The sequence below is a fragment of the Acidobacteriota bacterium genome, from assembly GCA_039030395.1.
Taxonomy (GTDB): Bacteria; Acidobacteriota; Thermoanaerobaculia; order Multivoradales; family JBCCEF01; genus JBCCEF01.
In genome coordinates, this window is record JBCCEF010000002.1 from 62,483 (window position 1) to 80,266 (window position 17,784).

Here is a 17,784-nt window from a genome sequence, read left to right on the forward strand (position 1 = left end):
AGGGTGTCAGGCAATCTAACCGTTTCGATTCAGGGAGTATCCGGTCTATGAGCCAGAAGTTGACCCGCAAGGAGATGAAGAAGGACGAGATCGGCGAGGCTCTCGGCCGGACATTCGAATTCGCCGAGGGGCATTTCAAGACGATCATCGGCGCGGTGGTCGGTCTGCTGGCTCTGGTGTTGGTGATCGTCGGGCTGGTGCGCTGGAACGCCGTGCGCGGCGAGAAGGCCGGCGCGGCTCTAGCCGATGCGATCACCGTCTACGCGGCACCGGTCGATGCCGAGAACGCCGACCCGGAGGATCCGGACGATCCGATCTTCGCCGACGACGCAGCCCGCCGCACGGCCGCCCGGGAGAAGCTCCAGGCGGTGGTCGACGACTACGGCTCCGCGGCTGCGGCGGACGTCGCGCGGGTCTACCTCGGTCGCCTGGCGGCGGACGAAGGGGATACGGCGACGGCGCGACAGATGTGGCAGGTCTTTCTCGACGATCGCTCCGGTCACCTACTGGCCGGCGAGGTGCGCCGCAACGTGATCGCCCTGGACCGCGCCGAGGGGCGCACCGAAGAGGTGGTGGCGGAACTCGAAGCGATGCTCGACCAGAACCCCGAAGCGCGTCCCCTACCGGGGGACGTGGTGCTGTGGGAATTGGGCCGCAGCTACGAGGAACTCGACCGCCAGGACGATGCCACTTCGACCTTCCAGCGGCTGGTGGAGGAGTATCCGGAGTCCGCCTTCACGGCGCAGGCCCGGCAAAAGAGCGCTCCGGCCCTCACCCTCGGCGCGTAGGCGACGCCTCGATCGTCCGACCGCATCGTGAAACCCGCCTTTTCCATTCTGGAGCGCAAGCGGGCGGGAGAGTCCCTGTCGGAAGCTGAAATCCGCGACCTCGTCGCCGGCGCCTCGGCCGGTGCTTCGTCCAGCTCGTGGGGCGACGCCGAGCTGGGGGCCTTTTTGATGGCCGCCGCCGTGCGGGGGCTCGACCTAGAAGAAACCCGGGCCCTCACCCTGGCGATGCTCGAGTCCGGCGAGCAGTGGGACCTGGCGGCGGACTTTCCCGCGCTGGTGGATAAGCACTCCACCGGCGGTGTGGCGGATACGGTGTCGTTGATTCTGGCGCCGCTCTTGGCCGCCTGCGGTGTACCGGTGGTGATGCTCACCGGCCGCAGCCTGGGACATACCGGCGGCACCGCCGACAAGCTGGAGAGCATTCCGGGGCTGCGGCTGGATCTCGATCGTGCCGAGTGCTGCCGGCTGCTCGACGAGGTGGGGACGGCGATCGGCGTCGCCACCGGCGATATCGCGCCGGCGGATCGCCGCCTTTACGCTCTGCGGGACCGCACCGCGACCATCAGTTCCATCCCCCTGATCACCGCCAGCATTGCGTCCAAGAAGCTCGCCACCGGCGCGGCGGCGCTGGTCTTCGACGTCAAGACCGGCAACGGCGCCTTCTTGCCGGACCGCGCCCAGGGCGAGGAACTGGCCCGCCGCCTGGTGGAAACGGTGGAAGCCGCCGGTCGCCGTTCGAGCGCCCTGGTGACGGATATGAACCAGCCCCTTGGCGTCTGGGCTGGACACACGGCGGAGGTGCGAGCGACCTTCGAAGCGCTGGAGGGCGAGGGCGCCGCCGACCTGATGGAGGTGACCTATGCCCTATGCGAGGCGGTGGCCGAGGCCGTCGGGCAGCCCGTCTCTCGCCGCCGGCTGGAGGACGCCGTGGCTTCCGGCAAGGGGCGAGACGTCTTCGTGCGCTGGGCGGAGCGTCAGGGGGCCGACCCGGCCTGGCTGGCGGAGCCCAGATTTGAGCTGGCGACGGTGGAAGTGCCGCTACGGGCGCCCGGGGCCGGCGTCCTCGCCGGCGTGGACACCACCCGCCTGGGCCTCCTCTTGTCCCGCGCCGCCCGCGGCAGCCGTACCGACATCGATTACGGCGTGTCGCTGCGGATGGTCCAGCGGTTGGGAGATGAGTTGCAGGAAGGGCAAGAGTTGGCCCGTTTGTACCTGCGCCGGGAAGACGAAGGCCTGATCGCCGAAGCACAGGGAGCCTTCACGATCGATCCTCTGGCGGATCCCGAAAAGGTTCGTCCGCCTTTGGTGGAGCGTCTCTAGAAAGCGGATTCGCCGAAGTTGGCGGCCAAAGCCGCCAGATCCCGACCGTCGATCACGTCGTCGCCGTTGAAGTCCGCGAAGCCCCGGAAGCGGGAATCGCCGCGGCGGGCGCCGAAGCGGCGGCCAAAATTCACCAGGTCGAGGCCGTCCACCCGGCCGTCGCGATCGATGTCGCCGGTCAAGAAGCGAGTTCCCTGCACCACAAACTGCGCCACGGTGCCGTCGAAGGCATTGGGCGGATTGGCGAGATCCTGCGTTCGCAAGCCCACGAACACCACCCCGACGAAGGGGTCGCTCGGCTGGTAGAGGAGGACCATGCGGTCGCCGTCGCCGGAGACCTGCGCGTCCACCGTTTCATTGTTGATCAGCAATTGCGTCGCCGTCTGGTCGATGCCGTCGCCGAAGTCGAACAATTCGACTTCGACTTCGGCGCTCGGCGAGACGTTCTGCTGATCGTCCTCCGGAAACACCAGGCCGGTTACTGGCGGTACGTTGTCATTGTTGAGCAGGAAATCGGCGAAGGCCTGGGCCATCACGTCGTAGCCGTCGGCGTTGGGGTGCAGTTTGTCGCTGCCCCCGACGTACAGGGGCTCAAAGCCGCTCGATTGGGCGATGAAGGTCTCGAAAGGGTCGATCAGCCGCCGCCGGTCGGACCAGGCGAGATTACGAACTTCGCCGGCGACTTCGCGGGTTACCCGATTGCTGCCGTCGAAATTGGCCGTGGGCAGGCGGGGAATGATCGTCGCGTGGACCGTCTCGAGGCCGGCCGAAGAAGCCCGCCGGGCAATGGTCTGGAGATTGAAACGGATGGTCTCCTTGCTCACCCGAGCGTTGATGTCGTTGGTGCCTTCCATCAACAGCAACACATCGCCACCGCCGTCGAGGACGGCGTCGATCCGGCTCACGGCTTCGGCGGTGGTTTCACCGGGAATGCCCTGGTTTTCAACGATGACGTTCAGTCCCTGGCCGTTGAGGATCGCCTCCAGGCGCGGCGGGTAGCCGATTTCCGTCCGGCTCTGGTCGTCTCCCACCCCGAAGGTGATGCTGTCGCCGAAAGCGATGTAGCGGGTCTGGCCGGCCGCCGGAAGCGCCGTGACGAGGCCGAGGGTAGCGATGCCGGCGGCGATCACGGCGCCGCCCGAGAGTCGGCAGCGGAGCGGGAATCTCATCGCGGCAGCACCTCGTAGCGCACGGCGGTCGTCGAACCGTCGGCGAAGCGCCAGCGCAGGGCGCCGTCGGCGTCGGCCTCGATCTGCGGCCGGGCGAGCTGCGGCGTGGCAACGACGGCACGGTTCTGCATGCGGCCCGCCGGGTTGACGGCGAAGGTGCCCCAACCGCGCGGCGAAGTCGAGCGGTAGACCACCAGCCGGCTGTCGGCGTCCACCGTCGGATACAGGCTGCCCGGGGGGCCCGCCGGCTGGGCGGCGCTCCACCGGTCGCCATCGAAACGGGCCGAGAAGAGCCGGTACTGTTCGCCATCGAATGCGCTCCACAGGGCCAGGGCGCCACCGTCCACGGCCAGGAGCGCCGGGGTGATGTCCGGCACCCGGTTGTCGCCGTGTAGGCGGCGAGGTTCGCTCCACAAACCGGTACCGCGGGAGGTGGCGAAGTAGATCTCGTCGTCGGTGCCGTCGAAGGCCGCCCAGGCGAGGAGCAGGGAACCGTCGTCGAGGACCGCGCCGGACAAGGCCATCTGGCTGCCCGGGCCGCGGCTGGTGACCTGTTCGGTGGCGCTCCAGCGGCCGTTCGAGAAGGAAGCCCAGCGAACCATCAGCCGGTCGGACCGATCTCCTTCGAGCCAGGCCAGGCCGGCGAGTTCTCCGCCGCGGGCGAGCAGCACCGGTTCGCTGCGCAGCAGGGCGCGCTGTCCGCCGGGCGCCGCCTGCGGCCGGACCTGCCCGTCGGCGACTCGCCAGAGGGTGAGTTCTTGACGCTTCTCGCCGTTCTTGACACCGGGAGCCCGGACGCCCGCCGCCCAGCGGCCCTCACCAATTCGCGCGGTGGAGTTGATGCGCTCCGCGGCGACGGCCTCCGGCGAAACCTCTAGGCCTGCGGAGCCGATGGCCGGTGCAGCGACGCCGAGGAGCGCCAAAATGGCCGGAAACAAAGGATGTGCGCGCATAGTTGTTGAGATCGTAAGGGCCCCGTACTGGGGTGTCAATGACCGGTCAGGGGGCCAGCCAGGGGCATGTTACAGGATGCGGTGATAGTCTCGCCGCGCCGCGTGGATGGGCACTTCGGCGGCATCTCTTCCATTTCCGTCTTCAATCTTCGGGCCAAGCCCGGGACAGCCACAACTCCATTCGAGATGGTCGATCGTTCCAAACGTCTTGAGAAGCAGCTCGGCCTGGCGGCGGTCTACGCCATCGCCACCGGCACCACCCTGTCCGCCGGTTTCTTTCTGCTGCCGGGTCTCGCGGCCCAGCAGGCCGGTCCGTCGGTGGTGCTGGCCTACATGATCGCCGCGGTGCCGTTGGTGCCGGCGATGTTCAGTGTCTTGGAGCTGGCGACGGCGATGCCCCGGGCTGGCGGCGTCTACTACTTCCTGGACCGTAGTCTCGGACCCCTGGCAGGCACCGTCGGTGGCCTCGGTACCTGGCTGGCGCTGATGCTCAAGGTGGCCTTCGCGCTGGTCGGCATGGGGGCCTACCTGCGGCTGTACCTGCCGGAAGTGCCGATCACCCCAGTGGCGGTGACCCTGGCTCTGGTGCTGGGCATCCTCAACCTGTGGGGGGCGAAGGGCAGCGCCAAGGTGCAGGCGCTCTTGGTGACCGGCCTGTTGGCGATTTTGGCGGTGTTCCTGGGGGTCGGCGTGCCGAGTATCGACCCCAATGCCTTCGAAGGCTTTTTCGATTCCGGCCTCGACAGCCTGCTCGGCACGGCGGGCTTCGTCTACATCAGCTACGTCGGGGTGACCAAGGTGGCGAGTCTTTCCGAGGAGGTGGAGAACCCGGAGCGCAATTTGCCCGTCGGGGTGTGCCTCGGCCTGGCGACGGCGGTGTTGATCTATGGCCTGGGGACGGCGGTGATGGTCGGCGTGTTGCCGATGGAGGAGCTGGCCGGGGACCTGACGCCGGTGGCCTCCGCCGCCGGCCGGTTGCTCGGGCCCTGGGGCGAGGCGGCGATTGCCCTCGGTGCCGCCTTCGCTTTCCTGTCTGTCGCCAACGCCGGTACCCTGAGCGCCTCCCGCTATCCCCTGGCGATGAGCCGCGATGGTTTGCTGCCGAAGGGCTTCCAGCGCCTCGGCCGGGGCCGCAACCCAATCGTCGGGGTACTGGTGACCATCGGGCTGATCGTGTCCTTCCTGCTGCTCCTCGATCCGGTCAAGATCGCCAAGCTGGCCAGCGCCTTCCAGCTCTTGATGTTCGCCTTGGTGTGCTTGGCGGTGATGGTGATGCGCGAGAGCCGCATCGAGTCCTACGATCCCGGCTACCGCTCGCCCTTCTATCCGTGGATGCAGATCCTCGGCATTCTGGCGCCGCTGGTGCTGATCTTCGAGATGGGTTGGCTGTCGATTCTGTTCAGCGCCGCCCTGGTGGCCGGCGCCGTCCTCTGGTATTTCCTCTACGCCCGCCGCCGGGTGGTGCGCAGCGGCGCCCTGTTCCACGTTTTCCTGCGCCTCGCCCGGTCGCGCCTTGACCTCGGCCTCGACCGCGAGCTGCGGCAGATCTTGAAGGAGAAGGGCCTGCGGGAAGAGGATCCGTTCGAAGGGGTGGTGGCGCGGGCGCCGGTACTGGAGATCGACGGCCGGGAGGAGTTCGACCACTTGGCGCTGCGCGTTGCGAGGGAACTCGCGCCGCGGCTGCCGGCCACCGCCGAGGAATTGACCGAGGGCTTTCTGCAGGGCACTCGCATCGGCGCGACGCCGTCGTCCCTGGGGGTGTCGCTGCCGCATCTCCGGCTGTTCGGTATCGACGAGCCGGAGATGGTGATGGTGCGCTCGCGGGCGGGCATGCGGGTGGACGTGACGGACGTCCACGGTGCGCACTCGCCGGAGGATCCGGTACACGCGCTGTTCTTCCTGGTCAGCCCGGAGGAGGATCCCAAGCTCCACCTGCGAATTCTCGCCCAGATCGCCGAGCGGGTGGACGACGAAGGATTCATGGCCGAGTGGATGGAAGCGCCCAATGAGCAGGTGCTCAAAGAGGTTCTGTTGCGCGACGAGCGGTTCCTTTCCCTACAGGTGGCTTCCGACTCGCCGGCCGGCCGCTGGGCCGGCAGCCCGTTGAGCGGCCTCGATCTGCCGGAGGGCGCGCTGGTGGCGCTCGTCCGCCGCAACGGCCGCACCCATGTGCCGGGGGGCGCCACGGTGCTCGAAATGGGGGACCGGCTGACGGTCCTCGGCGAGCCGGAGGCCATCCGCCGCCTGCGCCGCGAGCACCTTTCATTGGCCTCCGGCGGGTAGCAGATCTGCTGAAGAAGGGCTTCGCTCATCGTTTCGGCAGCTCCGCTACCTGTTCTTGTCAGGGGGCTGGCGCCCCGCTCGCTCGCAACGCAATGCATTTACGGGCTCACCCCCATCTTCGGTGCCTTACGCCGCCGCCTCGCCCTTCAGGCTCGGTGCGTGGTTGAGATCACGAACTCCGTTTTCCCGGATGGGATCTCGGGAGTTCCCGGCCGGTTATCATTTCCGATCTATGAGAGCCGCCATCCTGGCCGTCGGGTCGGAGCTTCTCGGTACCGACCGCCTCGACACCAATTCCCTCCGCCTGACCCGTGCCCTGGAGACCTTCGGCGTCACCCTGGTGGCGAAGGAAGTGATCGGCGACGACCACGCCCTGCTGGTGCGAGCGTTCCGGCGCTTGCTCGCGGAAGTGGACCTGGTGCTGGTCACCGGTGGCCTAGGGCCCACCTCGGACGACCTCACCCGAGAGGCAGCGGCGGAAGCCGTCGGCCGGGAGTTGCGTCTCGATGCGGCGATCGTCGAGTCGATCGCTCGGCGCTTCCGTGCCCACGGCATGGAGATGCCCGCCGTCAACGAGCGCCAAGGCTGGGTGGTAGACGGTGCTCGGGTGATCGACAACCCGCGCGGCACGGCGCCGGGGCAGTGCATTGAACACGACGGGGCGGCGCTTTTTCTCTTCCCCGGCGTGCCCTTTGAGCTGGCAGCCATGATCGAGCGGGATCTCGAGCCCTGGCTGCGAGAGCGCAGCGCCGGGTCGCGTATCGAGTCGGCGGTGCTGAAGGTCGCCTGCCTGCCGGAGTCGGAGGTCGAACGGCGCATCGCGGCGGCCTACGAGGAGTTCGGTGCGGAGTCGATCTCGGTGCTGTCGAAGCCCGGCGAGATCCGGCTGCAGTTTCGCGCCGCCGGTGGCCGGGACGCGCGCCGTCGTCGCCTCGACGCCATCTCCCGTCGTCTGCGGCAGCTGGTGGGCTCGGCGGTGTTCACGGACGACCCTCGGCAGACCCTGCCCGGCGCCGTCGGTGAGCTGCTGCGGGCCCGCGGCCAAACGGTGGTGACGGCGGAGTCCTGTACCGGCGGTCTGGTGGCCGAGCGCTTGACCGAGGTCGCCGGCAGCAGCGCCTACTTCCTGGGCTCCACCGTGACCTATACGAACGATTCCAAGGTCGACTGGTTGGGGGTGCCGCGGGAACGGATCGAGGCCCACGGGGCGGTGAGCGAAGAAGTCGCTCGGGCGATGGCCGAAGGCGGCCGCGAGCGGTGGAACGCGGACTGGTGTCTAGCGGTCACCGGCATCGCCGGTCCCGACGGCGGCAGCGAGGAGAAGCCGGTGGGGACGGTGCACCTGGCGCTTGCAGGTCGACCGACGGCCGGCCGCCCAGCGACCGCCGAGGCCACAACCCACCACCGCCACGGACGTTTCCCCGGCGACCGCGAGCGGGTGCGCCGTTTGTCGAGCCAGCATGCCCTGGAAATGCTCCGGCGTCGGCTGCTGAGGGAGTCGTGAGATGAACTGGCTGCCGATTCTGTGGGCCGGGTTGCTGGCCGCGGCCTACTTCATGGGGTCGGTCTCCTTCAGCTACCTGATCGTGCGGCGGATGCGCCAGCGCGACGTGCGGGCGATGGGCAGCGGCAACGCCGGCGCGACCAACGTGCTGCGCGCCGCCGGCCTGCTGCCGGCCCTGGCGACGCTGTTTCTCGACGTGACCAAGGGGGTGTTGCCGGTGATGGCGGCCCGGGCCCTCGAAGCGCCGCCCTGGGTGGTGGCCGGGAGCGCCATCGCGGTGGTGGTGGGCCACGTCTTCCCGGCCCTCTTCCAGTTCCGCGGCGGCAAGGGAGTGGCGACGGCGATCGGCGCCCTGGGCGCTCTGGCCCCCCTCGTCGCTCTGGCGATTGTCCTTGTTTTCGTGGTGGTGGTGGCGCTGACGCGGTATGTTTCCCTCGGATCCATCGCCGGGGCGGCGGCCTACCCCGGCACGGTGTACCTTTTCGAACGCGGTGGCTGGATCGAACCGGAACCGGCGCTGTGGATCGCCGCGCCGCCGGTGGCGCTGTTGATTCTCTTGAAACATCTGTCCAACCTGCGCCGGCTGCGCACCGGCGGGGAACGGCCTCTCGAGGCCCTGTGGCGCAAGCGAGGGAGGTGAGGTAGGTGAAATCTATCGGGGTACTGGGCTCCGGATCCTTCGGCACGGCCCTCGCCGTCCACGGCACCACCGTCTCCGGCGACGTTCGCCTGTGGGCGCGGCGGGGCGATCTGGCCGACGCGCTGCTCGAGGCGCGGGAGAACGAAACCTACCTGCCGGGGGTCGAACTGCCGGCGATGCTCCAGGTGACTCCCGACATCGCGGACCTCGCCGAGTGCGACATCATCATCAACGCCGTGCCCTCCCACGGCTTTCGCGAGGCCCTGCGGGCGCTCCTCGACGCGCGCAGCGAAGGCGAGCCGCTGGCGGTGGTCTCCGCCAGCAAGGGCATCGAGGTCGAGACCCTCGCCCGCATGAGCCACGTCATCCGCCAGGAGGGCGAGCGCGCCGGTCAGGAAGTGCGGTCGGCGGTGCTCTCCGGCCCGAGTTTCGCCGCCGAACTTGGCCGCGGTACTCCGACCCTGCTGGTGGTGGCGGCCCACGACGAGGACCTTGCCACCTTGCTGCGCGAGCGCCTCGCCTCGCCGGCATTGCGCCTGTACTCGTCGAGCGACGTGGCCGGAGTGGAGATCGGCGGCGCCACCAAGAACGTCATCGCCATCGCCGCCGGGGTGGTGGCGGGGCTGGAACTCGGCCAGAACACCCTGGCGGCGCTGATCACCCGCGGGCTCCACGAGATCACCCGGCTGGTGGTGGCGAGCGGCGGCGAGGAGCGCACCGCTGCCGGCCTCACCGGCCTTGGCGACCTGGTGCTGACCTGCACCGGGGGAATGTCCCGCAATCGCCAGACGGGCATCGAGCTGGCCGCCGGCAAGGGCCGGGAGGAGATCACCGGCGGCACCCACATGGTGGCCGAAGGGATCCGCACCTCGCTGGCTATCGCCAAGATGGCCGAGGAGCACGATGTTTCCATGCCGATCACCGAGCAGGTGGTAGCGCTCTTGTACGAAGGCAAGGATCCGCGCCGCGCCCTCGGCGAGTTGATGACCCGCGAGCTGAAACCGGAGAAGACCCTATGACGTCCGACACGCCGACCTCCCATTCCTCTCAGCCCGTCGCCGCGCCGCCCTCCGGCCACCAGACGGTGCTGGTGCTCGACTTCGGCAGCCAGTTCACCCAGCTCATCGCGCGGCGAATCCGGGAGAACCGGGTGTACTGCGAGGTCCACCCCTTCGACCTGCCGCTGGCGGAGATCGAGCAGCGCCAGCCCATCGGCATCGTGCTGTCCGGCGGTCCGCAGAGCGTGTACGAGGAGGGGGCGGCGCGCATCACCCCGGGGCTGTTCGATCTCGGCGTGCCGGTCTTGGGCATTTGCTACGGCCTCCACGCCATGGCGCTGGCTCTGGGCGGCACCGTCGAGCCTTCGACCGAGCACGAGTACGGCCGCGCCGAAGTGACCATCCAGGATCCCGGACTGATGTTCGCTGGCCTCGCCGAGCGCGAGACCGTGTGGATGAGCCACGGCGATCGGGTGGGGGTGCTGCCGGAGGGATTCGAGGTCACCGCCTCGACGAGCAATGTTCCGGTGGTGGGTTTCGAGAACCGCGAGCGGCGCTGCTGGGGTTTGCAGTTCCACCCGGAGGTGTCGCACACGGTGTCCGGCGGTGCGATGCTGCGCAACTTCCTCTATCAGGGCTGTGGCGCTGCCGGCGACTGGGGCATGTCGTCGTACCTCGACGAGGCGGTGGAGACGATCCGCCGGCAGGTGGGGGAGGGCAAGGTGCTGTGCGCCCTGTCCGGCGGGGTGGACTCCTCCGTCGTGGCGGCGCTGCTGACCCGCGCCGTCGGCGACCGGCTGCTCGCCGTCTTCGTCGACCACGGGCTGCTGCGCAAGGGCGAGCGCCAGCAGGTGGAGGGCAGCCTGCGGGACGGCCTGGGCATCGACATCCGCTCCGTCGACGCGCGGGAGATGTTCTACACCGCCCTCGACGGAGTGGCCGATCCGGAGCGCAAGCGCAAGATCATCGGCGCCAAGTTCATCGAGGTGTTCGACCGCGAGGCGGCGACCCTGGACGACATCTCCTTCCTCGCCCAGGGCACCCTCTACCCGGATGTCATCGAGTCCGTTTCGGTGCGCGGCCCGTCGGCGGTGATCAAGACCCACCACAACGTCGGCGGCCTACCGGAAAAACTCGGCTTCGACCTGATCGAACCGCTGCGCTTCCTGTTCAAGGACGAGGTGCGGCAACTCGGCCGGGAGCTGCAGCTACCGGAGGAGCTGATCCAGCGGCATCCCTTCCCGGGGCCGGGCCTGGCGGTGCGCATTCTCGGCCCGATCACCGCCGAGGGCGCCGACCTCTTACGCGAGGCGGACGCCATCTTCATCGACGAGCTTCGGGCTGCCGGCTACTACGACAAGACCAGCCAGGCCTTCGCGGTGCTGCTGCCGGTCAAGAGCGTGGGGGTGATGGGGGACTATCGGACCTACGAGAATGTCGTCGCCCTGCGGGCCGTCGAGACCCAGGACTTCATGACCGCTGACTGGAGCCCGCTGCCGCACGACCTCCTCGGCCGCGCCGCCAACCGCATCGTCAACGAAGTGCGCGGGGTCAACCGGGTGGTCTACGACATCACCAGCAAGCCACCCGCCACGATCGAGTGGGAGTAGGCGGGGTGGAGGAGGAGATTCTCCTCCACCTGATCACTCCTTTTCGTTCTAGGGGGCTGCGCCGGGCCGCGTAGGCAGCCCCCTCGCCAAGACCTTTGGTCTTGTCTCACCCCGACTCCGGCAGCTCCGCTGCCGCCTCGCCCTGCGGGCTCGGTTGCGAGTTCAGAGGAAGTTCGCCCGAGCGCTTGCCCAATCAGTGCACAAAAAATCCCGGTCTCCTTGCTGGAGAGCCGGGATCTGTCGTTCGCGCGACGGGAAGCGCCCTCCGCGCTAGGTGATCTCCCAGCGCCGCGGCTCGCGGCGGTCGCCGAGGGTGCGGCCGCCTTGCAGCACCGACAGAACCACGATCTGCTTCGCCTCTACCCGATAGATGATGCGGAAGCTGTGGAACACCAGCTCACGAATCCGTTCGTCTTCGAGCTCCGCCACCACCCGGCCGAGGCGCGGTACCGGCACGATGCGCTCGACGGCGCCGATCACCTTGTCGAGGACGCGCGATGCGAAGGCTTCGGAGTCGCGGCCGAAGGTGCCTTGAATCGCTTCCAGGTCGCCGAGAGCGGGTTCCGCCCAGGCCAAGCTCATGCTCGGCCCATCCGCTTGCGGGCTTCTTCGTGGGAGACGACCTGACCGCCATCCGCCGCCATGGACGCCGAGGCGACCTTCTGCTTGACGTAGATCTCGTACATCAAGTCGTCCCAGGTTGCGTCTTCCGGCAGCTTATCGACCATCTGCTTGACTTCTTCCTTGATCATCCCCATCTTTGTAGTCCTCCAGTTCCTGGTCGGTGCTTTCCCGGTCGGGCATGACCCGGTCGGGAGATCAGCGCTGAGAGTTGCAATGAACATTTGTGTCACGGTTTCACCTGCCAGCCGCACTACCACTTTACCATCTTTTTATCTGACTCTAGGGCCGTTCCGTTTCAGGCTGACGTCCGCTGATTGATCGAATAGGAAGATTGGCGAGGTCGCGGAGCGAAAAAAGCGCGTCAAAGCGCTCCTGATTCTTCTTTCTGGCTGGAAATGACCCGTGGTTTCTTTTCTTCGGCGGCAGCGTCGTTGCGAGTGGTAGCATCTGCCGCGCCCTCCTCGTCTCCTTGGATCCTGCTCGTCCCCATCCCCTAATGTTCCCGGAACTCTTTCGCCTCGGCTCTTTTTCGATCAGCTCCTTTGGGGTGATGATGGTGCTGGCCTTCGTCGCCGCATACTGGCAGCTACGGCGGGCGCTCATCGCCACCGGCACCGGCGATGAGGAGGATGCGAGTTCCCTGGTGTTCGCCGGCGGCGTGGGGGGCATCGTCGGGGCCAAGGCTTACTACGCCTTGCTCTACGGCGATTGGAAGCTGCTCTTCGACCGCTCCGGCCTGGTCTGGTACGGCGGCTTCCTCTTGGCGACGGTGGCGGTGGTGTGGGTCATTCGGCGCCGCTCGCTGGCCCCCTGGAGAACCTTCGATGCGGCCACCCTCGGTCTCGCCCTGGGCTATGCCGTCGGGCGGGTCGGTTGTTTTCTGGTCGGCGACGACTACGGAGTGCCGACGGAACTGCCCTGGGGAGTGGCTTTCCCGGAGGGCCTGCCGCCCACCACCGCCGGTGTGCTGCGACGCTCCTTCGAGGTGGACATTCCCGCCTCCGTTGCCGACGGGCAAGTGCTGGCGGTTCACCCCACCCAGCTCTATGAAACGGCTTTGGCGCTGATCGTCTGGGGGATCGGGCTGGCTCTGTTCCGGCGCTGGCAGACGCCCGGCAAGACCGGCCTTTTGGTGGTGGCGGCCCTCGCCGTGGAGCGCTTCGGGGTAGAGTTCCTGCGCGCCAAAGACGATCGCTTTTTTGGTCTCTTCACCGTCGCGCAGGGGATCAGCGTGGCGGTGGTCGTCGTGGCGATGGTCCTCCTCCTGCGGCGGGATCGGGCCCACGCCCGCCGGGGAGACACCTGATGCCGATTCGGGCGCCGGGCGTACGCCCTCCGCGGCTGCTGACCATCGCCGGCTCCGACTCCGGCGGCGGAGCGGGGATCCAGGCGGATTTGAAGACCTTTGCCGCCCACGGCGCCTACGGCATGTCCGCCGTCACTGCCGTGACGGCCCAGAACACCGTCGCCGTGACCGCCATCCACGACGTTCCGCCGGCGGTGGTGGCGGCGCAGATCGACGCCGTATTCGACGATCTGGGGGTGGACGGCGTCAAGATCGGCATGCTGTCCCAGGCGCCGCTGGTAGAGGCCGTCGCCGAACGCCTGAGGCGCCACCTGGAGGGCCGGGCGATTCCGGTGGTGCTCGATCCGGTGATGGTGGCGAAGAGCGGCGACGTGCTGCTGGCGGAATCGGCCGTCGAAGCGCTGGTCGCCGAGATGGTGCCCCTCGCCACCCTGGTGACCCCCAATCTGCCGGAAGCTCATCACCTCACCGGCATCATCGGGGACGACGAGGACGCCCGCCGCCGGATGGCCGAGGCGCTGGCCGGTGGGGGAGCCGGGGGGCCGGCGGTGCTCGTCAAGGGTGGCCACGGCGAGGGCGACACCCTGGTGGACCTGCTGTACGACGGCGAGCGCTTCCATCGCTATGTCGGGCCGCGCCTCGCCACCCGCTCGGACCACGGCACCGGCTGCACCCTGTCCTCCGCCATCGCCGCCCGGCTGGCGCGGGGCGAACCGCTGCCGGGGGCCGTCGAGGGAGCCATCGACTACTTGCGCAAGGCGATCGCTGCGGCCTTTCCCCTGGGCGCCGGCCGCGGGCCCGTCCACCACTTCCACTAGGAATCCTCCATCATGGGTCGCGCCGTCCTCATCGGAGGACGGTGAGCCTCGCTCCCATGGCTCGGATGAAGAGCATCTGCTGGTTGTTCGCTGTTTTTTGCAGTCGGCACAGAGATTGCTCTAGTCACGGCAAGCGCTTCATCGGAAGCGAGCCCAACGGTGGGCGGCATGTTGTCGCAGACGGAGTGAGCCAAAGAGGTCAAGGAGGTAGAACCATGCAGCGTAGATTTCTCGCACTGATTTTTTCCTTCGCATGGATCCTGACGGCCGGATTCTCGGCCGTTGTGGCGCAGGATCTCGATCCGGCCTTCGGAGACGTCGTCGATGTGCGCGTCGTCAATATCGAGGTGGTGGTCGAGGATCGCGCCGGCAACCGCATCCATGGGCTGGGTCCCGACGATCTCACCTTGACCGTGGACGGTGAGCCGATGGAGATCTCATATTTCACCGAGGTGCGCGGCGGCCGCGCCCTGGAAGGTGCCGGCGGGGTGCCGACGGCGCCCGAGACGATGCCCGGCGAGGCCGTGGGGACCCGCTATCTGGTCTTCATCGACGACTTCTTCTCGATCGACCGGGATCGGCGCAGGGTTCTGCGGGAGCTGGCGGACGATCTCGCCTACCTGCGTCCCGAGGATCGGGTGGCGGTGGTCGCCTTCGACGGCCGGCGGGTCGATCTGCTGACCTCCTGGACCGGTTCCGAGGGGAAGATATTGGACGCCCTGCGGCGGGCGGAGCGGCGGCCCGCCTTCGGCCTCCAGCGGCTGGCCGAGCGCCGCGCCTTCGGGCGCAGCTTCGGTCGCCGTTTCTCACGTCTGCCGGACACTCGCCTGTCGGTGACCGAGCGGGCCTACGCCGGCCAGATCGGCGAGCAGACGGAGCGGGCGGTGGATGCCGCGGTCGCCACCCTGCGCGGTTTTGGCCGACCGGCCGGACGCAAGGTGATGCTGCTGCTCTCCGGCGGCTGGCCGGACTCGCCGGCGCTGTTCGCGGCGGATGATCTGCTGCGGCCGCTGGTGGCCTTCGACGGCTATTCCGGGCGTGACCTCTACACCCCGTTGATCGATACGGCGAACCTCCTTGGTTACACCCTGTACCCAATCGACGTGCCGGGCCTCGAGGGAGACTTCGGTGCCGACGTGTCGCTGGCCGGTCGCCAGCGGGATCTTTCGAACCGCCGCTCCTTCGAGCAGGAGCGCATCCTGCACGACAGTCTCTATCGCCTGGCGGAAGAGACCGGCGGCCAGCCGCTGATCAACGGCCGTCGGCTGAGTGCCCTGGAACGGGTGGCGGACGACACGAGGTCCTACTACTGGATCGGTTTCGTGCCGGAGCGGCGGCGCGACAACGACGCCCACGAGGTGCGGGTGCGGGCGAAGGCCAAGGCGATGAAGGTGCGCGCCCGCAGCGGCTACCGCGACCTGTCGCGCGCCCTCGAAACCAACATGGAGGTGGAGAGCGCCCTGCTCTTTGGCGGTGCCGCGGCGGAAGGCGGCTTGGCGGTAGATCTCGGCGCCGCCCAGAGGGACGGCCGCCGATTCGTCCAGATTCCCGTCGAACTGGTGATTCCGACGGACGCGCTGACCGCCCTGCCGTCGGCCGACGGTGCCGTGACGGCCCGTCTCGAACTGCGCATCGCGGCGCTGGACGAGCGCAACCGCCGTTCGGAGATTTCCGCCGTGCCCATCGAACTGACCTTCGACGAAGCACCGCCGGTCGGTGGTGCCGTGGCCTACGAAACCAGTGTGCGCTTGCGCCGCCAGCCGCAGGATTTGGTGGTGGCGCTGCACGATCCCATTTCCGGCAGGGGCCTGATGACCCGCCTCGCGGTGGCGCCGTAGGGTCCGCCGTTGTCGGCGACGATGGAATGAACCGATTTTCATGCTCGGCCGATGTCGGCGCGAGCGACCAGGAGGACAACTCATGAAGCGTTTTTCAACGGTTTGGATGTGCATCGCCCTGGCGGTAGCCGCCGGTCTCTTCGCTGTGCCGCTGGCGGCCCAGGAAGACGCGGCGCCGGATGTCTTCGGCGAGGTGATCGATGTGCGGGTGGTCAACGTCGAAGCGGTGGTGGTGGACAAGGATGGCGTGCGGGTCAACGGCTTGCAGCCGGAGGACTTCCGCTTGATCGTCGACGGTGAAGAAGTACCGATCGGCTATTTCGCCGAGGTGCGCGGTGGTGAAGCGGTGGCCGCGGCGCGGCCGACAGAGGGTGGTGAGGCGGTACCGGCCATACCGGCCACGGTACCCGGCGAGTCCGTCGGCACCAGCTACCTGGTGTTCATCGACGACTACTTCTCGCTGGAACGCGATCGCGACAAGGTGCTCGACGGCCTGATCGCTGACCTGCCGAGCCTGGGCCCGAACGACCGCATGGCGATTGTCGCCTTCGACGGCAAGCGGGTGGAGATGCTGTCGTCCTGGAACCAGAACGTCCCGACCTTGGAGCGTGCCTTCCGCGCCGCCCAGGAGCGCAAGGCAGGCGGCCTGCAGCGCTTGGCCGAGCGTCGAGGTCAGGAGATACCGCTGGCCGGCCTGCGCAGCTCGCGGCCGGAAATCGGTGGCCTGACGGCGACGGACCTGCGGGTCGAGGAGCGAGGCTACGCCCGACAGCTCTCGAATCAGGTGGATCGCTCGGTGAGCGCCGCCGTCGCGACCTTGCGCGGCTTTGCGCAGCCGCCTGGCCGCAAGGTGATGCTGCTGTTGTCCGGCGGCTGGCCCTACTCGCCGGAGGCCTTCGTGGTCAACGATCCGACCCGCCCGTTGACCACCAGCGACACCACCCAGGGACCGGAACTGCTGGCCCCGCTGACGGACACCGCCAACCTGCTCGGCTTTACCGTCTACCCGGTGGATGTACCGGGTCTCGGAGATGCCTCTAGCGCCGATGTTTCCGAGGGCGGTCAGCTCCTGACGGTCCGTTCCGGCCGGGTGCTCCGCCAGCAGCCCTCGGATCTGGACATCGACAGCTCGCTGATCAATTCCGTCGAGCGGGAGCAAGTGGTCCAGGCGTCGCTGCACCGCATCGCCGATGCCACCGGCGGCCGGGCCTTGATCAACTCCCAGAAGATCGACGCCCTGGCGGAGACCGTCGCCGACACCCGCTCCTACTACTGGCTGGGTTTCTCCCCGGACCGGCAGCGGGACGACGTGCGCCATGACATCCGTGTCGAGGTGAAGCGCAAGGGCTACAAGGTGCGCTCGCGCGGTGGTTTCCTCGATCTGTCGCGCCAAGCGGAAACGGAGATGGCGGTGGAGAGCGCCTTGCTGTTCGACGATCCGGCGGCCCTCGGGCCGCTGCGGGTCGTGGTCGGCGAGATGACCATCGCCGGTCGCAAGTATGTGGAGGTGCCGCTGCGCATCGCCATTCCGGTGGACGGCATCACGGCAGTGCCCTTCGACGGTAGCTACGTGGCGAAGCTCGAACTGCGGGTGGCGGCCCTCGACGACTCGAATCGCCAGTCGGACATCCCCGCGGTTCCGATCGAGCTCAAGTTGCGCAACGAGCCGCGAAGCGGCACCGCGGTGCCCTACGACGCCCGCCTCAAGCTGCGCCGCCAGAAGCAGGTGTTGGTGGTGTCGCTGCACGACGCGGTGAGCGGCCGGAACCTCTCGACCAGGGTCGAAGTGGATCCGCGATCCGCTCGCTGACTTCGGCATTGCGCAGCGCTGCTACGGCCCCGTCGTACCCTCGGTGCGCGGGGCCGTTCTTACTGCGGGTTATCGGCCTCGCGATAGCCGGTGGCGTCTGAGAGAATGCCTGGAACCAACACC

At 68.1% G+C, this 17,784-nt stretch carries 15 protein-coding genes; 11 read left to right on the forward strand and 4 right to left on the reverse strand.

What is annotated here, in order from left to right:
- The first annotated feature begins 47 nt into the window (after positions 1-47).
- Together AAF481_02635 and AAF481_02640 are read left to right on the forward strand one after the other, a co-directional pair.
- A complete protein-coding gene (locus tag AAF481_02635; GenBank protein MEM7480046.1) occupies positions 48-788 on the forward strand; it encodes a tetratricopeptide repeat protein in 741 nt (246 codons plus the stop codon).
- Between the two features lie 27 nt (positions 789-815).
- Positions 816-2,108 (forward strand): thymidine phosphorylase, encoded by a 1,293-nt coding sequence (locus tag AAF481_02640; GenBank protein MEM7480047.1) that lies wholly within the window; start codon positions 816-818, stop codon positions 2,106-2,108.
- Here AAF481_02640 and AAF481_02645 read toward each other — a convergent pair.
- On the reverse strand, positions 2,105-3,277 hold the full coding sequence (locus AAF481_02645; protein MEM7480048.1) for a GDSL-type esterase/lipase family protein: 1,173 nt from the start codon (positions 3,275-3,277) through the stop codon (positions 2,105-2,107). The genes AAF481_02640 and AAF481_02645 overlap by 4 nt on opposite strands.
- Complete coding sequence (locus tag AAF481_02650; protein MEM7480049.1) at positions 3,274-4,230, reverse strand: hypothetical protein; 957 nt, start codon at positions 4,228-4,230, stop codon at positions 3,274-3,276. Before AAF481_02650 ends, AAF481_02645 begins: the two co-directional genes overlap by 4 nt.
- Before the next feature lie 186 nt (positions 4,231-4,416).
- On the opposite strand from AAF481_02650, the gene AAF481_02655 reads away from it, so the two are divergent.
- The 5 genes from AAF481_02655 to guaA all read left to right on the forward strand — a co-directional run bounded on the left by AAF481_02655 (position 4,417) and on the right by guaA (position 11,265).
- The gene (locus AAF481_02655) at positions 4,417-6,513 is read left to right on the forward strand and encodes an amino acid permease (protein ID MEM7480050.1); all 2,097 of its coding nucleotides are present in this window, start codon (positions 4,417-4,419) and stop codon (positions 6,511-6,513) included.
- A 232-nt stretch (positions 6,514-6,745) separates the two neighbouring features.
- Entirely contained in the window at positions 6,746-8,017 is a 1,272-nt protein-coding gene (locus tag AAF481_02660) for a competence/damage-inducible protein A (GenBank protein ID MEM7480051.1), read from the forward strand.
- Between the two features lies 1 nt (position 8,018).
- Complete coding sequence (gene plsY / locus AAF481_02665; protein ID MEM7480052.1) at positions 8,019-8,657, forward strand: glycerol-3-phosphate 1-O-acyltransferase PlsY; 639 nt, start codon at positions 8,019-8,021, stop codon at positions 8,655-8,657.
- Between the two features lie 5 nt (positions 8,658-8,662).
- Positions 8,663-9,676: an NAD(P)H-dependent glycerol-3-phosphate dehydrogenase gene (locus AAF481_02670; GenBank protein MEM7480053.1), complete on the forward strand. Its 1,014-nt coding sequence runs from the start codon at positions 8,663-8,665 to the stop codon at positions 9,674-9,676.
- On the forward strand, positions 9,673-11,265 hold the full coding sequence (guaA, locus tag AAF481_02675) for a glutamine-hydrolyzing GMP synthase (GenBank protein MEM7480054.1): 1,593 nt from the start codon (positions 9,673-9,675) through the stop codon (positions 11,263-11,265). The genes AAF481_02670 and guaA overlap by 4 nt, the downstream gene beginning before the upstream one ends.
- Before the next feature lie 270 nt (positions 11,266-11,535).
- Here guaA and AAF481_02680 read toward each other — a convergent pair whose 3' ends face one another.
- Positions 11,536-11,847: a type II toxin-antitoxin system RelE/ParE family toxin gene (locus AAF481_02680; GenBank protein ID MEM7480055.1), complete on the reverse strand. Its 312-nt coding sequence runs from the start codon at positions 11,845-11,847 to the stop codon at positions 11,536-11,538.
- The gene (locus AAF481_02685) at positions 11,844-12,023 is read right to left on the reverse strand and encodes a hypothetical protein (protein MEM7480056.1); all 180 of its coding nucleotides are present in this window, start codon (positions 12,021-12,023) and stop codon (positions 11,844-11,846) included. The genes AAF481_02680 and AAF481_02685 overlap by 4 nt, the downstream gene beginning before the upstream one ends.
- 362 nt (positions 12,024-12,385) lie before the next feature.
- Between AAF481_02685 and AAF481_02690 the strand changes: the two genes are divergently transcribed.
- The 4 genes from AAF481_02690 to AAF481_02705 all read left to right on the forward strand — a co-directional run bounded on the left by AAF481_02690 (position 12,386) and on the right by AAF481_02705 (position 17,661).
- Complete coding sequence (locus AAF481_02690) at positions 12,386-13,195, forward strand: prolipoprotein diacylglyceryl transferase (protein ID MEM7480057.1); 810 nt, start codon at positions 12,386-12,388, stop codon at positions 13,193-13,195.
- Positions 13,195-14,013: a bifunctional hydroxymethylpyrimidine kinase/phosphomethylpyrimidine kinase gene (thiD, locus tag AAF481_02695; protein ID MEM7480058.1), complete on the forward strand. Its 819-nt coding sequence runs from the start codon at positions 13,195-13,197 to the stop codon at positions 14,011-14,013. Before AAF481_02690 ends, thiD begins: the two co-directional genes overlap by 1 nt.
- A 215-nt stretch (positions 14,014-14,228) precedes the next feature.
- Positions 14,229-15,851, forward strand: a complete 1,623-nt coding sequence (locus AAF481_02700) for a VWA domain-containing protein (GenBank protein MEM7480059.1) — start codon at positions 14,229-14,231, stop codon at positions 15,849-15,851.
- An 82-nt stretch (positions 15,852-15,933) separates the two neighbouring features.
- On the forward strand, positions 15,934-17,661 hold the full coding sequence (locus AAF481_02705; GenBank protein ID MEM7480060.1) for a VWA domain-containing protein: 1,728 nt from the start codon (positions 15,934-15,936) through the stop codon (positions 17,659-17,661).
- The last annotated feature ends 123 nt before the right edge of the window (positions 17,662-17,784 follow it).

What these genes read in the sequence shown, in the direction of transcription:
- AAF481_02685 (MEM7480056.1), bottom strand. Translation starts at nt 12,023, where the DNA reads ATGGGGATGATCAAGGAAGAAGTCAAGCAGATGGTCGATAAGCTGCCG.
- AAF481_02655 (MEM7480050.1), top strand. Translation starts at nt 4,417, where the DNA reads ATGGTCGATCGTTCCAAACGTCTTGAGAAGCAGCTCGGCCTGGCGGCG.
- guaA (MEM7480054.1), top strand. Translation starts at nt 9,673, where the DNA reads ATGACGTCCGACACGCCGACCTCCCATTCCTCTCAGCCCGTCGCCGCG.
- AAF481_02660 (MEM7480051.1), top strand. Translation starts at nt 6,746, where the DNA reads ATGAGAGCCGCCATCCTGGCCGTCGGGTCGGAGCTTCTCGGTACCGAC.
- AAF481_02650 (MEM7480049.1), bottom strand. Translation starts at nt 4,230, where the DNA reads ATGCGCGCACATCCTTTGTTTCCGGCCATTTTGGCGCTCCTCGGCGTC.
- AAF481_02645 (MEM7480048.1), bottom strand. Translation starts at nt 3,277, where the DNA reads ATGAGATTCCCGCTCCGCTGCCGACTCTCGGGCGGCGCCGTGATCGCC.
- plsY (MEM7480052.1), top strand. Translation starts at nt 8,019, where the DNA reads ATGAACTGGCTGCCGATTCTGTGGGCCGGGTTGCTGGCCGCGGCCTAC.
- thiD (MEM7480058.1), top strand. Translation starts at nt 13,195, where the DNA reads ATGCCGATTCGGGCGCCGGGCGTACGCCCTCCGCGGCTGCTGACCATC.
- AAF481_02635 (MEM7480046.1), top strand. Translation starts at nt 48, where the DNA reads ATGAGCCAGAAGTTGACCCGCAAGGAGATGAAGAAGGACGAGATCGGC.
- AAF481_02690 (MEM7480057.1), top strand. Translation starts at nt 12,386, where the DNA reads ATGTTCCCGGAACTCTTTCGCCTCGGCTCTTTTTCGATCAGCTCCTTT.
- AAF481_02705 (MEM7480060.1), top strand. Translation starts at nt 15,934, where the DNA reads ATGAAGCGTTTTTCAACGGTTTGGATGTGCATCGCCCTGGCGGTAGCC.
- AAF481_02700 (MEM7480059.1), top strand. Translation starts at nt 14,229, where the DNA reads ATGCAGCGTAGATTTCTCGCACTGATTTTTTCCTTCGCATGGATCCTG.
- AAF481_02680 (MEM7480055.1), bottom strand. Translation starts at nt 11,847, where the DNA reads ATGAGCTTGGCCTGGGCGGAACCCGCTCTCGGCGACCTGGAAGCGATT.